This window comes from Saccharopolyspora erythraea, from assembly GCF_018141105.1.
Classification (GTDB): Bacteria; Actinomycetota; Actinomycetes; order Mycobacteriales; family Pseudonocardiaceae; genus Saccharopolyspora_D; species Saccharopolyspora_D erythraea_A.
This window is the reverse complement of the sequence record NZ_CP054839.1, coordinates 5,084,934-5,100,838: the sequence shown is the minus strand read 5'-3', so window position 1 is coordinate 5,100,838 and position 15,905 is coordinate 5,084,934. Positions and strand designations below refer to the sequence as shown.

The window sequence follows — 15,905 nt, the reverse complement described above, 5'->3', positions numbered from 1 at the left end:
GCGAATGGGTGCTCAATGCGCTGTTGGTGGTATTCAGGCCGAATCTTCGAGGTCCGGCAGCATCGCCGACAGTTGTGCCTCGACCCACGCGGACTCACGGTCGTCCCCGCAGTCGGCGAAGGCGTTGCGGGCGTGGGTCCAGCATTCGGCTACCAGTGAGCGACTCTCGCCGGCTGCCAGGTGCGTCAGGCCGAGGTTGAACAACGTCTGCCCCTCGCTGTACTGGTCACCGAACTCGCGGTGCAGATCGAGCGCCTGGCGCAGGCACTCGACGGCATCCGCGTGGTCGCCCGCGAGGCGGTGGTCGTTGCCGATGTTGTTCAGCACCTGCGCCTGGCCGCGCAGATCACCGATCTCGCGATGCAGCTCCAGCGCCTCGGTGTCGTGTTCGAGCGCACGCCGGAGGTCTCCGCGCTGCCGATGCGCACTCGCCAGGTTTTTCAGCGTCGTGGCCTCGCCGAGGCGGTGTCCGAGCTCGCGGTGGATCTCCAGGGCCTCCGTGCACAACCGCAGCGCCTCGTCCGGCCGGCCGAGGTGGCGGTGCACCGCGCCCATGTTGTTGAGGGTGACCGCCTCGCCGCGCCGGTCGCCGACCGCGACCCGGATCTCCAGCGCCTGCTTGTAGTGCGCCAGAGCGGTGTCCAGCTCCCGCAGTTGCTGTGCGATGTTGCCGAGGCCGTGCAGCGACCGGCTCTCCGCCTCCGGATCGCCGAGCCGCCGGGCCGCCGCGAGCGCGAAGCGCTGGGTGAAGGCCCAGTCGTCCCACTTCTTGCGGAGGTCGAGGTAGCTGGAGAGCAGGAAGGCCAGCGCGCACGTGTCGGTGTCGTCGCCACTGTCGTGAGCCAGGCGCACCGCCTCCACCAGGCACATCCGCTCGGAGTCGAGCCAGGCCAGCGCCTGGGCGCGGTCGGCGAAGCGCCACGGCCCCGGGGCCCGAACCGAGACGGGGCGCAGGAAGTCGGCGGCTGCCGCGGCGGACTCGACGTAGTGATCGAGGAGCCGTTCGACGGCCGCGAGCCGGGCGGCCGGCTCCTCGCGCTGCGCGCGGTCGAGGGCGTAGAGGCGCAGCAGGTCGTGCAGCCGGAACTCGCCCCCGTTGTCGCCAGGCAGCACCATGTGCGCCCTTCGCAGCGAACGCAGCAGCTTGCGCGCCGTCCGCTCCTGCACACCCAGGAGCGCGGCGGCCGCACCAGCGCTCACGTGCGGCCCGGTGGACAGGGCGAGCAACCGGAACAGGCGCTGCTCCTCGGGCGGAAGCAAGGCGTAGGAGAGGTCGAACGCGGCATGCACCGCCATGCTGTCGCCGTAGGTCAGCTCGCCGAGCCGGGTCGACGCGTCCCGCAGATCCTCGACCAGATCGCCGACCGGCCGCTGCGGATCGTCGACGAGGATCGCCGCGGCGATGCGCAGCGCCAGCGGGAGGTGCCCGCACAGCACCGCCAACTCACGCGCCCCTCCGGGATCGTCATCGATGCGAGTGTCCTGCGGCCAGGCCGTGCGCAGCGCCGTGGCGAGCAGGTCCAGCGCGTCCCGCGGGGCGAGGACGTCCAGCCGGAACTGCCGTGCCCCGGCGAGGTCGGCGAGCACGTTGCGGCTGGTGACCAGCGCGCGGTTCCCCGGGTGTGCGGGCAGCAGCGGGCGGACCTGTGCGGTGGAGGAGGCGTTGTCCAGCACCACCAGTACCTCGCCCTCGGCTGCCGCGCGTTCGGCGAGGCGCGAACGGTAGAGCGCCTCCCGCGCGGGCGGTTCGGACGGCAGGTGCTCGCGGGCCACGCCGAGCTCCTGGAGCAGTGCCGCCAGCGCCGCCCCACCATCGACCGGCCCTGCGGTGTCGTGCCCTCGAAGGTCGAGGAACAGGATCCCGCCGGGAAACCACCCGTTGTCGCGCGCCTGGTGCGCGGCGCGCAGCGCCAGCGTCGTCTTGCCGACGCCCGCGAGCCCGGCGACGGCCGTGATCAGGACGGGACTGGCGGTCGTGGGCCCAGGGGAAGTGGTGGGTTCGGGAGAAGCAGAAGCAGGTGTCGCGGACGGCCCGGCGAGCAGCGCGAGCAGGGCGTCGAGCTCGGCGGTCCGCCCGGCGAACTCGGCGGGAGCCGCGGGAAGGCCGCTCAGCGCCTGCGGGGGCTGAGCGGCTAGCACCACCTGGTCGATGCGGCCTGCCTGCACCACATGACCGTCGCGGACCGTGCCGCCGAAGTCGTTGCGGGTGCCGACCACCGGGAAATCGTAGCGTGGTGGGGCGGTCGGGTGGGGCGGGCGAGGAATCGGGTTGCGGGTATGAGCGCGGAGCGCCGGATCAGGTCGTGGACACCGAGACGACGAGTTCGCGCAGCTCGTAGCCGCCGATGGCGTCGTTGAACGTCACGCGCGGTGGCGTGCGCATCGCCAGTCCCGGCAGGGCGAACAGCTTCCTGAGGAAGGTGTCGGTCTCCATGATGGCGATGTGCGCGCCCGGGCACTTGTGCGCGCCGTCGCCGAACGACATCCCGTGCGCGTAGGCACCGTCGGACAGCTCGCGACCGGGGCACAGGCTCTCCGGCCGCTCACCCATCACACGCTCGTCGAGGTTGGTGGCGCTGACCACGATGTCGAGCACCTCGCCGGCCGGGACGGTGACCTCGGAATCGCCGTCGGGGACGCGGAGCTCGGCGTTGGTGCGCCGGCGCAGGTGCCCGACGACCGGCTCCAGCCGCAGGATCTCGTGCAGGATCGCCAGCCGCTCCGGCTCCTCGGCGGAGCAGTAGCGCTCCCGCAGCGCCTCGTCGGTGAACAGGTGCCAGGCGGCGAGGTTGACGAACTCCCGCGTGGTCACCATCCCGGCCGCGGCGAAGGTGATGCACTCGCCGAGGATCTCGGCCGAGGAGCAGCCCTCGTCCAGCAGGTGCGAGATCAGGTCGTCCTGCCGTTGCCGCTTGCGGGCGCGGACGGCGGGCCGCACGTCGCCGAGGTAGATGCCCACCCAGTTGCGCAGCTGCCGGAAGATCCAGTAGATCCCGTTGATGCTGGTGAAGCCCGGCTCGCCGAACTCCTCCGGGAAGAAGCGCTCCAGCCGTGCCTGGATGCCGGGCCTGCTCTCGGTCAGCCCGATCACCGAGGAGGCGACGTCGATGGCCAGGTGGAAACTGAGCTCGGACAGGTGCGCCTGGCCGTCGGCCCGCAGCTTGGCCAGCTGCTCATCGGTGACGCGCTCCATGATGTCGCGGTAGCGCTCGTCGACCCGGCGCGGCGTGAAGTACTTGGCGGTCTGCTTGCGGTGCTCGCGGTGCTCGGAACCGTCCCGGTAGAGGACAGGACGGCGGATGCGGGCGGGCATCTTCTCGACCGTCTCGACGCCGAGCCCGGCCTGGACCGTGTCGGCGCTGCGCAGGACGGCCCGCGCGGAGGCGTAACCGCGGACCTCCCACACCCCGTCGGGCCGACGCTGCACCGGGCAGCCTCCCCCGGCTTCACCGCGGTCGATCTTGCGTGCGTCAGTGCTGTCGGTCGGCATCCGGGACTGGTCCTTTCCACGGCCGGTGTTGGTACCGAGATTCTGCGACTGTGCCAGAGAGCAAGATCCACTTGGGTTGCGTAGTGGTATCAGTCCGGGAGCAAGACGGGGAGGGGAGCGGACTTTGAGGGTGGTGGCTTTCGGTGGGTGGGTGCGGGGGGTTTCGGAGGCATCCTGCGGCTCGCATCTGGCGGGCCCCTTGATTCGGTCCGATCGGGCTGGCGCCAGGTCGGCGGGCTGAGGACCACAGCACCGATGGTGGGGTGTTTCCCCTGTTCAGTGGCTATGTTCGGGGGAGTCGGGCTGGGCGCATAGGATGCCTGGACGAGGTCGGCACGGAGGAGTAACGCAACCGTATGTGGCATTTCGGGCCCTATCGGGTCGAGGGGTTGATCGCTCGCGGCGGTATGGGTGAGATCCTCCGCGCGTACGACACCAGGCACGACCGCGTGGTGGCGCTCAAGCTCCTCGCGGAGAACCTCGCCGCCGACGACGAGTTCCGCGAGCGGTTCAAGCGCGAGGCCCATGCGGCCGCGCGGCTGCGTGAGCCGCACGTGATCCCCATCCATGCCTACGGTGAGATCGACGGTCGGCTCTACCTGGACATGCGCCTGGTGGAAGGCGGGGACGTGGGTGCCCTGCTCGCGTCGCAGGGGCCGATGCGGCCCGCCGACGCGGTCGGCGTGATCGAGCAGGTCGCCCGGGCGCTGGACGCCGCCCACGCCGAGGGGCTGGTGCACCGCGACGTCAAGCCGTCCAACATCCTGCTCGGCGATAGTGGTTTCGCCTACCTGGTGGACTTCGGCATCGCGCACTCGATGCAGGCGGGCACCCTGACGTCCACCGGCTTCACGGTCGGCACGCTGGACTACATGGCGCCCGAGCGCTTCGACGACGCGCCGGTCGACCACCGCGCCGACGTGTACTCCCTCGCGTGCGTGCTGTACCAGTGCCTGACCGGCGCCAAGCCGTTCTCCGGTGACACCGCGGCATCGTTGATCAACGCCCACCTCAACCACCAGCCGCCGCTGCCCAGCTCCGCACGCCCGGACATCCCGCGCGAGTTCGACCGGATCGTGGCGCGGGGGATGGCGAAGAACCCCGCCGAGCGCTTCTCCAGCGCCGGTGAGCTGGCCAGGGCCGCGAGGCAGGCGCTCACCACGATGTTTCAGGTGTCCGCTGCGGAGCCCGCGCGCCGGTCGAGGCGGTGGGGCTTCGTCGTCGCCGGTGCCGGTGCGGTCGTCGTGCTGGGCGCCGGGACGGCACTGGCGCTGACCGCGATGCGCACCGAGGCCGGCAGCCCGGTCCCGGCCGAACCGACCGCGCCGCGGTCGTCCGCGCCGGCTCCGCCGCAGCCCGTGACGTCGTCGACCACGTCGGCGCCCGCGCCGTCTCCGACGGCGCTGCCCTCCGCTCCGCCGCTGCCGCCGCCCGCTCCGCCACCGTCGTCTGAGTCCCCGAAGCCGCCGGGTGGCACCAAGCAGTGCCGGACGATCGTGTTCGAGGGCAAGGAGCGGGGCGTCGGCTGCTTCGACCCGAACGGCGACCACCTCTACGCCCACGACACCGCGCGTGACGGCATGTGGATCCGCACCGACCTCGCCACGGACTACGGCCGCACGGAGGAGTGCAAGGACCTCAAGAGCGAGGGCGGGCCGATCGACTGCCGGCTCGACCTGAGCGAGCAGGGCCGGGTGCGGTTCCAGGTCGAGCTGTGGGACGCCAAGAAGCGCGTCACCGAAACCCCCTGGACCGACTACTTCCCGATCGCGCAGTGAGCGGTGGTCGGGTGCGCGCGAGGCACCCGACCACCGGGTTCACTCGTCGGACAGCGCCTCGGCGGGAGCGGCCTTGGCCGCCCGGCGCGCCGGCAGCACCGATGCCAGCACCCCGGCCAGCACGGCGCAGCCGAGCACCAGCAGCAGCCTGCCGAACGGGACGTGGAAGCTCGACTCGAAGCCGAGCTGCCCGAACAGCGCGGTGGCACCCGCCCACGCGAACAGCACACCCAACACCGCCCCGAGCAGTGCGCCGACCAGCGCAAGAAGCACCGCCTCGAAGGCCAGGGTGCCGCGGAGCTGGCCGCGGGTGAGCCCGAGCGCCCGCAGCAGCGCCGACTCGCGACCCCGTTCCAGCACCGACAGGCCCAGGGTGTTGGCGATGCCGACCACCGCGATGATCACCGCGACGCCGAGCAGCCCGGTGACCACCGACAGCATGATGTCGAGCACGGTGCCGATCTGCGCGCGCATCGGCGCGGCGCCCGACAACTGCACCGAACCGCCGCCGGAACCGGAGTAGAAGCCGCTCAGGTTGTCGACGAACACCTTGGTGTCGACCGAGTCGTCCGCGCGCAGCCACACCGCGCTCACCTGCGTGTCCGGTGCGATCTTGGCCAGATCCGACTCGGCCAGCACGATCTGGTCGTCCTGCGCCAGGTCGCTGGCCACCAGCCGGACCGCCACGGTGCCGCCGTCGCGGGCCGGGATCCGCAGCTGCTCACCGGCCTTGACGTCGCTGTACTCGAGGTCGGTCGGGTTCATCAGCGCCGTGCCCGGCTTCAGCGCGTCGCCGCCGTGCCGGGCGATGTCGCGGAACTTCGCCGGGTCGGCGCCGAACACGCGGTGGCTGGAGTAGTCGATCTCCACGTCGGCCGCGCGCAGCTCCATCGCGGCCGCCACGCCGTCGAGGTTGCGCGCCTTCTGCACCACCTCGGGTGGCAGGGCGCCGGTCTCGCTCATCACCATCGCATCGACCGGGAACCGCTCGTCGACGCGCGCGGTGGCCGTCTCCTGCGCCGTCGCGGTCCCGGTCAGCAGCGTGACGATGAGACCGACGCCGATCATCAGCGCCGTGCTCGTGGACGCCGCGCGGTAGGGGTTGCGCACCGCGTTGCCGGTTGCCAGCACGCCGGTCGGACCGGCGAAGCGGAAGAGCCCGCCGAAGAGCGTCGCGACGGCCGGGATCAGCGAGGGTGTCCACAGCAGCACACCGATCGCGGCGAGCAGCGCGCCCGGCACTGCCATCGCCAGCGAACCACCGAACGCCCCGGCCAGCAGCAGCGCCAGTCCGATGACCGTGAGCACGAGCGCGAACACCAGGCGCACCCGTCCCATCCGCCTGGCCACCGACGTCTCCACCACCGGCCGCAGCGCCGCCAGCGGGCTGACGCGCGTCGCGCGTCCCGCCGGGGCCAGCGCCGCCAGCAGCGTCACCAGCACCCCGACGACCGGCGGCACCAGCAGCGAGGCCGCGGTGATGCCCAGCGAGCCGAAGTCCACCGCCGACTTGGTCAACCCCAGCGGCCAGCCGACCACCGCCGCGACGAACACCCCGAACGCGGTGCCCACGACCGAGGCGACCGCGCCGATGATCAGCGCCTCCAGCAGCGCCGAGCCGCGGATCTGCGACCGGCTCGCACCGACGCACCGCAGCAGCGCGTACTGGCGGCTGCGCTGGGCGAACAGCACCGAGAACGTGTTGACGATGACGAACCCGGCCACGAACAGCGCGATGGCCGAGAACGGCAGCAGCATCGCGTTGATGACCGCCGACATCGGGCCGAGCTGATCGGCCGCCTCCTTCGCGCGCTGCTCACCGGTCTTGACCGAGAAGCCCGGTCCCATCGCCTCGCCGATCGCCGAGCGCACGGTCTCGACGTCGGCTCCTTCGTCGACCAGCACGTCGATGCCGCCGACGCTGACCAGCCCCAGTTCCTCCAGCTTGGCGGGGGCGGCGAACAGCGAAGGCGTCGAGCCACCGGTGACCAGCGTGCGGCCGGTGTCGACCAGGCCGGTGACCCGGAACTCGGTCTGGACCTCCCCGGTGCCGTAGCTCAGCGTCCTTGCCGTGATGGTGCCGCCGACGCCGAGTCCCGCGCCGCGCGCGGCGACGCTGTCCAGCGCCACCTCGTTGCCCGCGCCGGGCAGCCGGCCCTCGGCGAGGGAGAACCACTGCAACCGCGGGTCAGGCGGTACGACGAACACCGACGAGTACCCGCTGCCGCCGTTCCAGAAGGTCTCGGCGTTGTCGTTGTAGCGGAACTGCGACACCGCCACCCCCGGCACCTGGCCCACCTTCTGGGCGTCGCCGGTGCGGAAGCTCTCCGACTCGGTGCCCACCACCAGGTCGGCGGCGAGCTCCGGTGCGGCCACCGCGCGCGAGGTGGAGCTCTCGAGGGTGCCGGTGAACACCAGCGTGGCTGCCACGAAGGCCACCCCGAGCACGATCGCCAGCGCCGCGGCCGAGACCCGGCCGACGTTGGCGCGCAGCTGGTTGAGCGTGTTCTGCAGCATCGGGTATCAGCCGCCCAGCCTGCGCAGCGCGTCGAGCACCGCTTCCGGGGTGGGCCGCTCGATCCGGCCCGCGATGTGGCCGTCGGCGAGCAGCGTGACGCTGTCGGCGTAGGAGGCCGCCACCGGGTCGTGGGTCACCATCACCACGGTCTGGCCGAACTGGTTGACCGAGGCGCGCAGGAAGTTGAGCAGGTTCGTCCCGGACTTGGAGTCCAGCGCGCCCGTCGGCTCGTCGGCGAAGACCACCTCGGGCCGGGTGACCAGCGCGCGGGCGACGGCGACGCGCTGCTGCTGACCGCCGGAGAGCTCGCTGGGCCGGTGCCGCAGCCGCTCAGCGATCCCCAGCGCCTGGGTGATGGTCTGGAACCACTGCGGGTCGGCCTTGCGGCCCGCCAGCTCCAGCGGCAGCAGGATGTTCTTCTCCGCGGTGAGCGTGGGCAGCAGGTTGAACGACTGGAAGATGAACCCGACGCGGTCGCGGCGCACCTGCGTGAGCTGCTTGTCCGGCATCCCGGTCAGCGAGATCCCGCCCAGCGTCACCTGACCCCGGGTGCCACGTCCAGCCCGGCGAGGCAGTGCATCAGGGTCGACTTGCCCGAACCAGACGGGCCCATGATCGCGCTGAACTGCCCGCGCGGGAAGCCGACGTTGACACCGCCCAGCGCGTGGACCGCCGCCGGGCCGATCCCGTACACCTTGACCAGACCGGTCGCAGCCGTCGCGTACTGCGGCTGGCCCGGCACGGGCTGTCCCGGCGGGGACATCGGCCTGCCGCCCGGCGCGGGCACGGCCTGACCGGCCGGACCGCCCGCGTGCGGTGCGCCGGGCATGGGCCCGGTGGGCGCCTGTGGTGCGCCCTGGTTGACCGATGGCACGCTCATGTGAGTCCCCCCAGGAAGTTCGACGTGCGGGAAAGCAGCTCACAAGCTAGTTGATCGAAGTGCCCGGTGTGCGCGGATCACTTCGGCCCGGATGTGAAGCCGCTCATGCGCGGAGGAGGGGGAGCGGGAGAGGTCCGGTGTGGACGGAGCAGCAGTGGCCGCGGCGGTGTCGCGGGTCAGGGCTTGCGGGCGAGGCCGCAGCGCGAGAGCACCTCGGCCGGCGAGCCGTCGTCCTCCGGCCGCCACTGCGCCGCGGGCACCAGGCCGGGCTCGACCAGCTCCAGGCCGTCGAACAGCGACGCGAGCTGCTCCGGGCTGCGCAGCCGGTAGGGCTCGGTGCCGCTCTCGTTGTAGGTGTCCTGGGCGCTGACCTGCTCTGGCGCGAGGTTCGTGCCGTCGCCGACGAGCAGGTAGCTGCCGGGCACCAGCGCGTCCAGCAGCTCCCCGATGATGCCGCGGAGCTCGTCGTCGCCGGCGATGTGGCCGGCCACGCCCATCAGCATCACGGCCACCGGCTCGCGGTAGTCCAGCAGGTGCGCCGCGCCGTCGAGGATCGCCTTCGGTTCGCGCAGGTCGGCTTCCAGGTAGTCGGCGGCCCCCTCCGGCGTGCTGGTGAGCAGCACGCGGGCGTGTGCGAGGACCATCGGGTCGTTGTCCACGTAGACGATGCGGCTCTCGGGCGCGCGACGCTGGGCGAGCTCGTGGGTGTTGTCGGCGGTCGGCAGCCCGGTGCCGATGTCGAGGAACTGCCGGATGCCGCTGTCGACGAGCAAGCGCACGGCGCGCGCGAGGAACTTGCGGCCCGCCAGCGACATGTCGACGATCTCCGGGAACGTCCGCCGGTAGCGCTCGCCCGCTTCGCGGTCGACGGCGTAGTGGTCCTTGCCCCCGAGCCAGTAGTTGGTGATCCGCGCCGAGTGGGGGACGCTGCTGTCGGTGCCGCTCAGCGGCTGCTCGCTCGGAAACGCCTGGGAAACCTCGTCCGGCACCGGTACCACCCTCCTCGACCGGTGAAGATCATATCGCCCTGGATTTCGGCACACCGGAAAACCCCAGGTCCTGGGCTGTGTGGAGGAAGGTGGTGCCGCCGAAAGCCGCATCGTCGGCGGCTCAGGTGCCGGAAATCGTGTCGACGATAGCGCGGGTCGCGGTCTCGGTGTCGCGACCTCAACTCTCGACCGTGGCGGGCACCTCGTCGGCGTTGCGAGGCCGCACCCAGATCCAGTGCACGACGGTGAGCAGCAGCAGCCAGGCGACGCCCACGACGAGCGCCACGCGGGTGTCCTCGCCGAAGGCGAGCAGCACGAACACACCCAGCATGAACGTGATCGTGAGGTACTGCCCGTAGGGCCAGAACGGCACCGGGAACTTCAGCGCCGCGGTCTGCTCCGCGCTCATCCGGCGCCGGGACCGGACGTGGGACAGCAGGATCATCAGCCACACCCAGACGGTGGCGAAGGTGGCGATCGAGGCGATGATCACGAAGACCCGCTCGGGGATCAGGTAGTTCAGCAGCACGCCGCCCAGCAGCGCCACCACCATGATCACCACCGTCATCCACGGCACCCCGTTGCGGGACACCCTGGCCACGATCGCGGGCGCCTGCCCGCGCTGCGCCATGCCGTACATCATCCGGCCCGCGCCGAAGATGTCGCTGTTGATCGCCGACAGGGCGGCGGTGATGACGACGACGTTGAGCACCGTGGCCGCCGAAGTCAGGCCCAGGCCCTCGAAGATCTGCACGAAGGGGCTGCCCGACGAGCTGATCGACTGCCACGGCATGATCGACATGATCACCCCGAGTGTCAGCACGTAGAACAGGATGACCCGGACCGGGACGGTGTTCACCGCGTGCGGGATCGTCCGCTCCGGCTGCTGGGCCTCACCCGCGGTGATCCCGATGATCTCGGTGCCGCCGAACGCGAACATCACCACCGCGAAGCACAGCACGAAGCCCTCGGCCCCGTTGGGGAAGAAACCGCCGTGCGACCACAGGTTGCTCACCCCGACCGCGCCGCCGTGCGCGCTGCCGAGGACGATCAGCGCGATGCCGCCGGCGATCATCGCGATGATCGCGACGATCTTGACCAGCGAGAACCAGAACTCGACCTCGCCGAAGACCCGGACGCTGAGCAGGTTGACCAGGCCGATCACCAGCAGCGCCCCGAGCACCCAGATCCAGCGCGGCACGTCGGGGAACCAGAAGCCCATGTAGACGCCCAGGGCGGTCACGTCGGCCACGCAGACGATGACCATCTCGAACGTGTAGGTCCAGCCGGTCACGAAGCCGGGCAACCTGCCCAGGTGCCTGCTGGCGTACTCGCCGAACGACCCGGGCACCGGGTCGCTGACGGCCATCTCGCCGAGCGCCCGCAGGACGAGGTAGACCGCCGCGCCGCCGATCAGGTAGGCCAGCAGCGCGGAGGGGCCCGCCTGCGCGATGGCCTCCGACGAGCCGTAGAAGAGGCCGGTGCCGATCGCCGAGCCCAGGGCGATGAACCTGATGTGCCGCGCGTTGAGCCCTCTGCTCAGCGCCGCCGTGGCTGCTTTCAACGTGTCCTCCTCCGGGAACGGCGGTGTTCCCCGTCGTGTGGCGACTCCGCGGCCCTGGCCGGTGCTCGGGCGGTGACCGGGCGACCCATGGAGTGTGGCGACCGGACGTCCGGGACCGGGCCGGCGCACGCCCGGAGTGTGCTCCACGGCACAGCCGGACGAATGAAAAACTGTATAGCCCTGTATATACAGCTGGCAAGAGGAACCGTGAACGCTGACCGGACCCCGTCGCTGCGGTAGCGAGACCGAGCGGCGGCCCGCCGGTCACTGCGGGTCGAAGGCGCCCTCCAACCGGTACCGCGAACCCGGGTGCAGCAGCCTCGCCGCGCTGACCAGCACCCCTTCCGACCACGTCCGGCGGTGGATCAGCAGGCAGGGCTCGGAGGGGTCGATACCCAGCGCCGCGCAGTCCTCGGCGGTGCCCAGCACCGCCTCCACCACGTGCTCTCCCCGGCCCAGCGGCGCGATCCTCGACAGGTAGTCGTTCGGTGTGCGCTCGGTGAAGTCCTGGACCAGGTAGCCGGGGGCCAGCGCCGGGTTGACGTGCCGGTCCTCCAACTGGATCGCCACGTCCTCCTCGAAGTGCACTATCCGCGAGTGGAAGACCGGGCCGCCCTCGGCGATGCCGAACAGCCCGTGCACCCTGGCGTCGGCGGGCTCCTGCCGCACGAACAGGACGTCGGTCCGGTGCCGGTGCCCCCGGCGGCTCACCTCGTCGGCGATGTTGCGGACCTCGACCAGCGCCGAGCTGCCCTTGCGCTCGGCGACGAACGACCCGACGCCCGCATGGCGCACGACCACGCCCTCGGCGCTCAGCTCACGCAGGGCGCGGTTGATCGTCATCCGTGACAGCCCCAGCGACTGCACCAGCATGCTCTCCGAGGGCAGCAACGCACCCTCCGGCCACCGGCCGGTGCTGACCTGCTCGACGATCAGGTCCTTGAGCCGCCGGTAGGCGGGGGCGGCTCCGGGCGAGCTCGCCCTGAACAGCGCGGCGACGTCCATCGCGTCGATGGCCACACTGGATCACCGCCCGGCTGCTCGGTCACGTCCGACCGGGTGAGTCTATCCGTCCGGGCGGTGCGGTGGGCTGACGCGGCGGTTCGGCGGACCGGTCTGACAGGCGCGGCCAGGGGCGCCACAGTGGACGGAATCGGCGCCGGTGTCAGAAGCCGTAAGGCACGACGAGCGGCAGGTCCCGGTCGCGGAGGCGATCGAGCACCATCCGCTCGTGCGGGACCGTGGACTCGGGCAGCGAGTCCAGCGGGAACCACCGCAGCTCAGCCGCCTTGTTCGGCTCGAGCCGGCGCGGTTCACCGCCCCACCGCCTGCACTCGAAGAAGAAGTCGACGCGTTCGTCGATCGGCCGGCCGCGTTTGGTGCGGTGCATGACGGTGAGCGGGACGAGGTCCTCGGGGTCCACCGCGATACCGAGCTCCTCGGCGGCCTCCCGGCACGCCGCCTCGGTGGCCGGCTCGCCCCTCTCCACGTGCCCGGCCGCACCCCACGCCCAGTGGCCGTCCATGTAACCGGTGTTGTGCCGCAGTTGCAGCAGCACCTGCCCCGGGTGCTCCCCGCTGCGGAGCAGCACGTACACCGACGGCACGACCTGGAAGCGCCTGCGCATGACGACGAGCCTAGACGCGGTCGGGTCCTCGGCGGACGGGGCGAAGCGGGTGAATCGCGCGGTCGGGTGCGGAGACCGCCCGCGAGATGACCTGTCGTCGACCACGGCGAAGCGTGATCGGGCAAAAGGCCGTCCTGTTCATCACTGATGAACAGGACGGTGCGAAAACCCTTGTTGTGACACCGAAACCTCGGTCTTACGCTGCGCCGCTTCACGGTGCTTTCCCGTTCGGGGAGGGGAAAGCACCGTGAAGCACGGCGACCAAGCGCCGGGTTCACGCCCCGGTCAGCAGGGTGCCCTCGAAGCTCTCCAGCGCGGTGCGGAACGGCCCGGGCTCGACCCCGAAGGGGCCGTGCAGCGGGTGCATCAGCTGCAGCGAGACGAAGATCGTGAAGCCGAGGGTGAGCGTCAGCAGCACCATGGTCGCGATGTTGGCCGCGGTGGGGCTGATCCCGATCAGCAGCGGGAAGGCGACCATGATCAGCGCGCCGATGATGCTGGCCACGAGCAGCACCGTGTTGAAGACCTGGCCGTCGGTGGCCTGCTCGACCCGCTCCCGGTGGTTCTCGTCGATCACGCGGATGTTCTGCAGGGCCTGCTCCCGCGCGGACTTCTGCTGTTCGGTGTCGGCGGGCAGGTCGATGACCTCCGCGCGCATGGACGCCAGCACCGCGTCCACCTCCGGGTCGGTGCGGCCCTGGTCCAGCGCCGCCCACTCGTGCTCGGCGACGCGGGTCGCGTAGCGCGCCGCCAGCGACCGGATCGTCGACGCCGCGGGCTCGGGTGCCGAGCTCACCTGCCAGTACGTGTCGGTGAGCGCGTTGGCCTCGGTGGTCGACGCCTTCTCGACGTCGTCGCCGTCCTGCCAGGCGAACACGATGTAGAACGCGAGCACGACGGTGAACAGCGCGTTGAGCACGCCGCCGACGAACGACAGCGAGTCGGAGTCGGAGTCGGATCGGGCCGCGCCGGCTCTTTTGCGGCGCTTGTCCAGGACCAGCAGTCCTGCGACGAGCAGGGCGGGCAGGACGACGACGAGCAGCATGAGGAACAACTGAGATCCCGGATTTCTCGTGCAGACGGGGGAATCACGGCGGACGAGCCGATGCGCCGTGCGGTCGCGGGACGCGCGACACCGCGATGGTAGACCCGGCCGGGAGCCGGAAAAGCCTTGTGCGGCACCGGATCCGCCAACTTCATCAGTTCGAGTGATCTTGAAGTGCGCTCCGGTGCACGACGTCATCCGGACCGGACCGACGAACCCGCGAAAACGGCCCGGGAGCTGGCCATACGCCTTCGGCGGTGCGGCCAAACCCGGCTGCGGACAAAGGGTTTTCGGCGGATAACGTCACCCGCGTCGACTTCCCAGAAGACCCGTCCCCGGTGCTCCGGCAGGTGCACCCGGCGTGGTCGCGTTCCGAATCAGGGGCTCGTTTCCGGTGATCCGTTCGAGGAGAACACGTGCGCTGACAGCCCGCGGTGTCCGGCTGTCGCTGGTGCTGCTGGCGAGCGCGTTCATGGTGGTGCCGGCGACCGCGTCGCGGGACGTGCCGGTGCGCAGGCTCGACGAGGGCCACCACACCCGCACGGGCTCTGTGACGGCGGGAGAGCGGCTCGGTGGTCGTGGCTCCTCCTCGGCGCGGCTGGACATCCCGGCAGGCGCGAGGATCGTCGAGGCCGACCTCAGCTGGACCGGCACCGGCGCCCACTGCGGGACCGGGGCCGGATGGCTGTTCTCCACGGGGCAGCAGGCCCCTTCGGTGGTTCTCGGTTCGACGCGGGTCAGCCCGCAGAGCGTCGTCGAGGGAACCGGTGGGAGGCCGTCGTCGGCCCGCGCGGACGTGTTCGACGAGCTCGCCCGCCTCGTCGGCGACCACGGAGTGACGGTGGTCGTCGGGGGACCGTCGTGCGTGGAGGGGTGGTCGCTGCACGTCGTGTGGACGATCGAGGTTCCCGACCCGGAGATTTCGGCCGCGGGCCGGATCGACCGCGGCGCGGCGCACCCCGGGGACGTGGTGAGCCACGACGTGGTGGTCACCAACACTGGCGGGACGGAGCTGCACGACGTGCTGGCCGAGTTCGACATCGGCTCCGGATGCCGCAAGCCCCTCGGGACCCTCGCGCCAGGAGCGGCGGTCGCGGTCGCCTGCGCCGGCGCTGCCGGCGAGCGCGACGCTTCGGTGACGGCGCGGGTCAGGGGCACCAGCGCCGACGGCAGGACGGTGACCGCCCGGACCGCGGACGTCGTCCGCGTGCTGCGCCCGGCGCTGGAGCTGGCGGTCGCGCGGGAGCACGGCATGGTGCTGGAGGGTGACGACGCGGTGCACGAGCTGGCGCTCCGCAACAGCGGCAACACCGAGCTTTCCGGGCTGGCGCTGACCGGAGACGGGGCGCGGTGCGACCCGCTGCCGGCGACCATGGGCCCGGGCGAGCGGCGGCAGGTCCGCTGCGCCGTCCGGGCAGGTTCGGGTGATGTCGTGAGCAACCTGACCGCCTCCGGACGCGACGCACTCGGTGCGATGGCGGTGGATTCGTCTTCGGTCACGACGAAGGGCGTCCGGCCGAGCATCGCGCTGGAGGTCTCCGAAGCCGGTACCGGGACCGACCGCGACGGCCGGGCCGAGGTCGACGTGCGGGTGCGCAACACCTCGCCGATCCCGCTGGACCACGTCGTGGTCGGAGGCGAACCGGCGGACTGCCGAGAGGACATCGGATGGCTCGACGCCGGTGAGAGCTCCGAGTACCGGTGCCGGGTGGCCCGGGGCACCGCCGTCGCGCTTTCGGTGTCGGGGCGACCGGTGATCGACGGCGTGGTGGCCGACGTTAGCCACACCGTCCGGACCACGACGGTCCTGCACGTGACATACGCGGTGAATCCGGGCCGTGCGGGCCGCCCGGCGGCGGCGCTCGCGCAGCGGGAACGCGAGCGCGCGGGTGGCGGCGGCGGACCGCTCGAATCACCCGAGCGGACGGCGGGTTTCATCGGCATCCTCGGCGCGCTGGTGATGATGGTGAGCGTCGGGGCGCTCTCGACTGCGAGCCGCGCGAAACGGTGACCG

Annotated in this window: 10 protein-coding genes and 1 pseudogene; 2 read left to right on the top strand and 9 right to left on the bottom strand. The window is 71.4% G+C overall.

Annotated features, from left to right (window positions below):
- Positions 1–33: 33 nt before the first annotated feature.
- Together HUO13_RS22995 and HUO13_RS22990 are read right to left on the bottom strand one after the other, a co-directional pair.
- The gene (locus HUO13_RS22995; protein WP_211897169.1) at positions 34–2,217 is read right to left on the bottom strand and encodes an ATP-binding protein; all 2,184 of its coding nucleotides are present in this window, start codon (positions 2,215–2,217) and stop codon (positions 34–36) included.
- Positions 2,218–2,296: 79 nt separating this feature from the next.
- Entirely contained in the window at positions 2,297–3,490 is a 1,194-nt protein-coding gene (locus HUO13_RS22990; RefSeq protein WP_211897168.1) for a cytochrome P450, read from the bottom strand.
- A gap of 356 nt (positions 3,491–3,846) precedes the next feature.
- Between HUO13_RS22990 and HUO13_RS22985 the strand changes: the two genes are divergently transcribed.
- Positions 3,847–5,268: a serine/threonine-protein kinase gene (locus HUO13_RS22985; RefSeq protein ID WP_211897167.1), complete on the top strand. Its 1,422-nt coding sequence runs from the start codon at positions 3,847–3,849 to the stop codon at positions 5,266–5,268.
- 39 nt (positions 5,269–5,307) lie between these two features.
- Here HUO13_RS22985 and HUO13_RS22980 read toward each other — a convergent pair whose 3' ends face one another.
- The 7 genes and pseudogenes from HUO13_RS22980 to HUO13_RS22950 all read right to left on the bottom strand — a co-directional run bounded on the left by HUO13_RS22980 (position 5,308) and on the right by HUO13_RS22950 (position 13,891).
- Positions 5,308–7,785 (bottom strand): ABC transporter permease, encoded by a 2,478-nt coding sequence (locus tag HUO13_RS22980; RefSeq protein ID WP_211897166.1) that lies wholly within the window; start codon positions 7,783–7,785, stop codon positions 5,308–5,310.
- Positions 7,786–7,791: 6 nt separating this feature from the next.
- Positions 7,792–8,549 (bottom strand): annotated as a pseudogene (locus HUO13_RS22975) (ABC transporter ATP-binding protein).
- Between the two features lie 293 nt (positions 8,550–8,842).
- Positions 8,843–9,655 carry an SAM-dependent methyltransferase gene (locus HUO13_RS22970; protein WP_211897165.1) on the bottom strand — a complete coding sequence of 271 codons (813 nt, stop codon included), beginning with the start codon at positions 9,653–9,655 and terminating at the stop codon, positions 8,843–8,845.
- A gap of 178 nt (positions 9,656–9,833) precedes the next feature.
- Positions 9,834–11,219, bottom strand: coding sequence for an amino acid permease (locus tag HUO13_RS22965; protein ID WP_211897164.1), 1,386 nt, complete (start codon positions 11,217–11,219; stop codon positions 9,834–9,836).
- Positions 11,220–11,483: 264 nt separating this feature from the next.
- Positions 11,484–12,239, bottom strand: coding sequence for a histidine utilization repressor (hutC, locus tag HUO13_RS22960; protein WP_249123963.1), 756 nt, complete (start codon positions 12,237–12,239; stop codon positions 11,484–11,486).
- Positions 12,240–12,384: 145 nt separating this feature from the next.
- On the bottom strand, positions 12,385–12,846 hold the full coding sequence (locus tag HUO13_RS22955) for an NUDIX domain-containing protein (protein ID WP_211897163.1): 462 nt from the start codon (positions 12,844–12,846) through the stop codon (positions 12,385–12,387).
- Positions 12,847–13,120: 274 nt separating this feature from the next.
- Positions 13,121–13,891, bottom strand: coding sequence for a DUF4239 domain-containing protein (locus HUO13_RS22950; protein WP_211903065.1), 771 nt, complete (start codon positions 13,889–13,891; stop codon positions 13,121–13,123).
- Between the two features lie 361 nt (positions 13,892–14,252).
- Here HUO13_RS22950 and HUO13_RS37655 point away from each other — a divergent pair, with 361 nt between their 5' ends.
- Complete coding sequence (locus HUO13_RS37655; RefSeq protein WP_249123962.1) at positions 14,253–15,902, top strand: hypothetical protein; 1,650 nt, start codon at positions 14,253–14,255, stop codon at positions 15,900–15,902.
- Positions 15,903–15,905 lie beyond the last annotated feature (3 nt).

Bases quoted from the DNA above. Each gene is read 5' to 3' on its own strand.
- HUO13_RS22990 (WP_211897168.1), bottom strand. From the start codon at position 3,490: ATGCCGACCGACAGCACTGACGCACGCAAGATCGACCGCGGTGAAGCC.
- HUO13_RS22985 (WP_211897167.1), top strand. From the start codon at position 3,847: ATGTGGCATTTCGGGCCCTATCGGGTCGAGGGGTTGATCGCTCGCGGC.
- HUO13_RS22980 (WP_211897166.1), bottom strand. From the start codon at position 7,785: ATGCTGCAGAACACGCTCAACCAGCTGCGCGCCAACGTCGGCCGGGTC.
- HUO13_RS22955 (WP_211897163.1), bottom strand. From the start codon at position 12,846: ATGCGCAGGCGCTTCCAGGTCGTGCCGTCGGTGTACGTGCTGCTCCGC.
- HUO13_RS22950 (WP_211903065.1), bottom strand. From the start codon at position 13,891: ATGCTGCTCGTCGTCGTCCTGCCCGCCCTGCTCGTCGCAGGACTGCTG.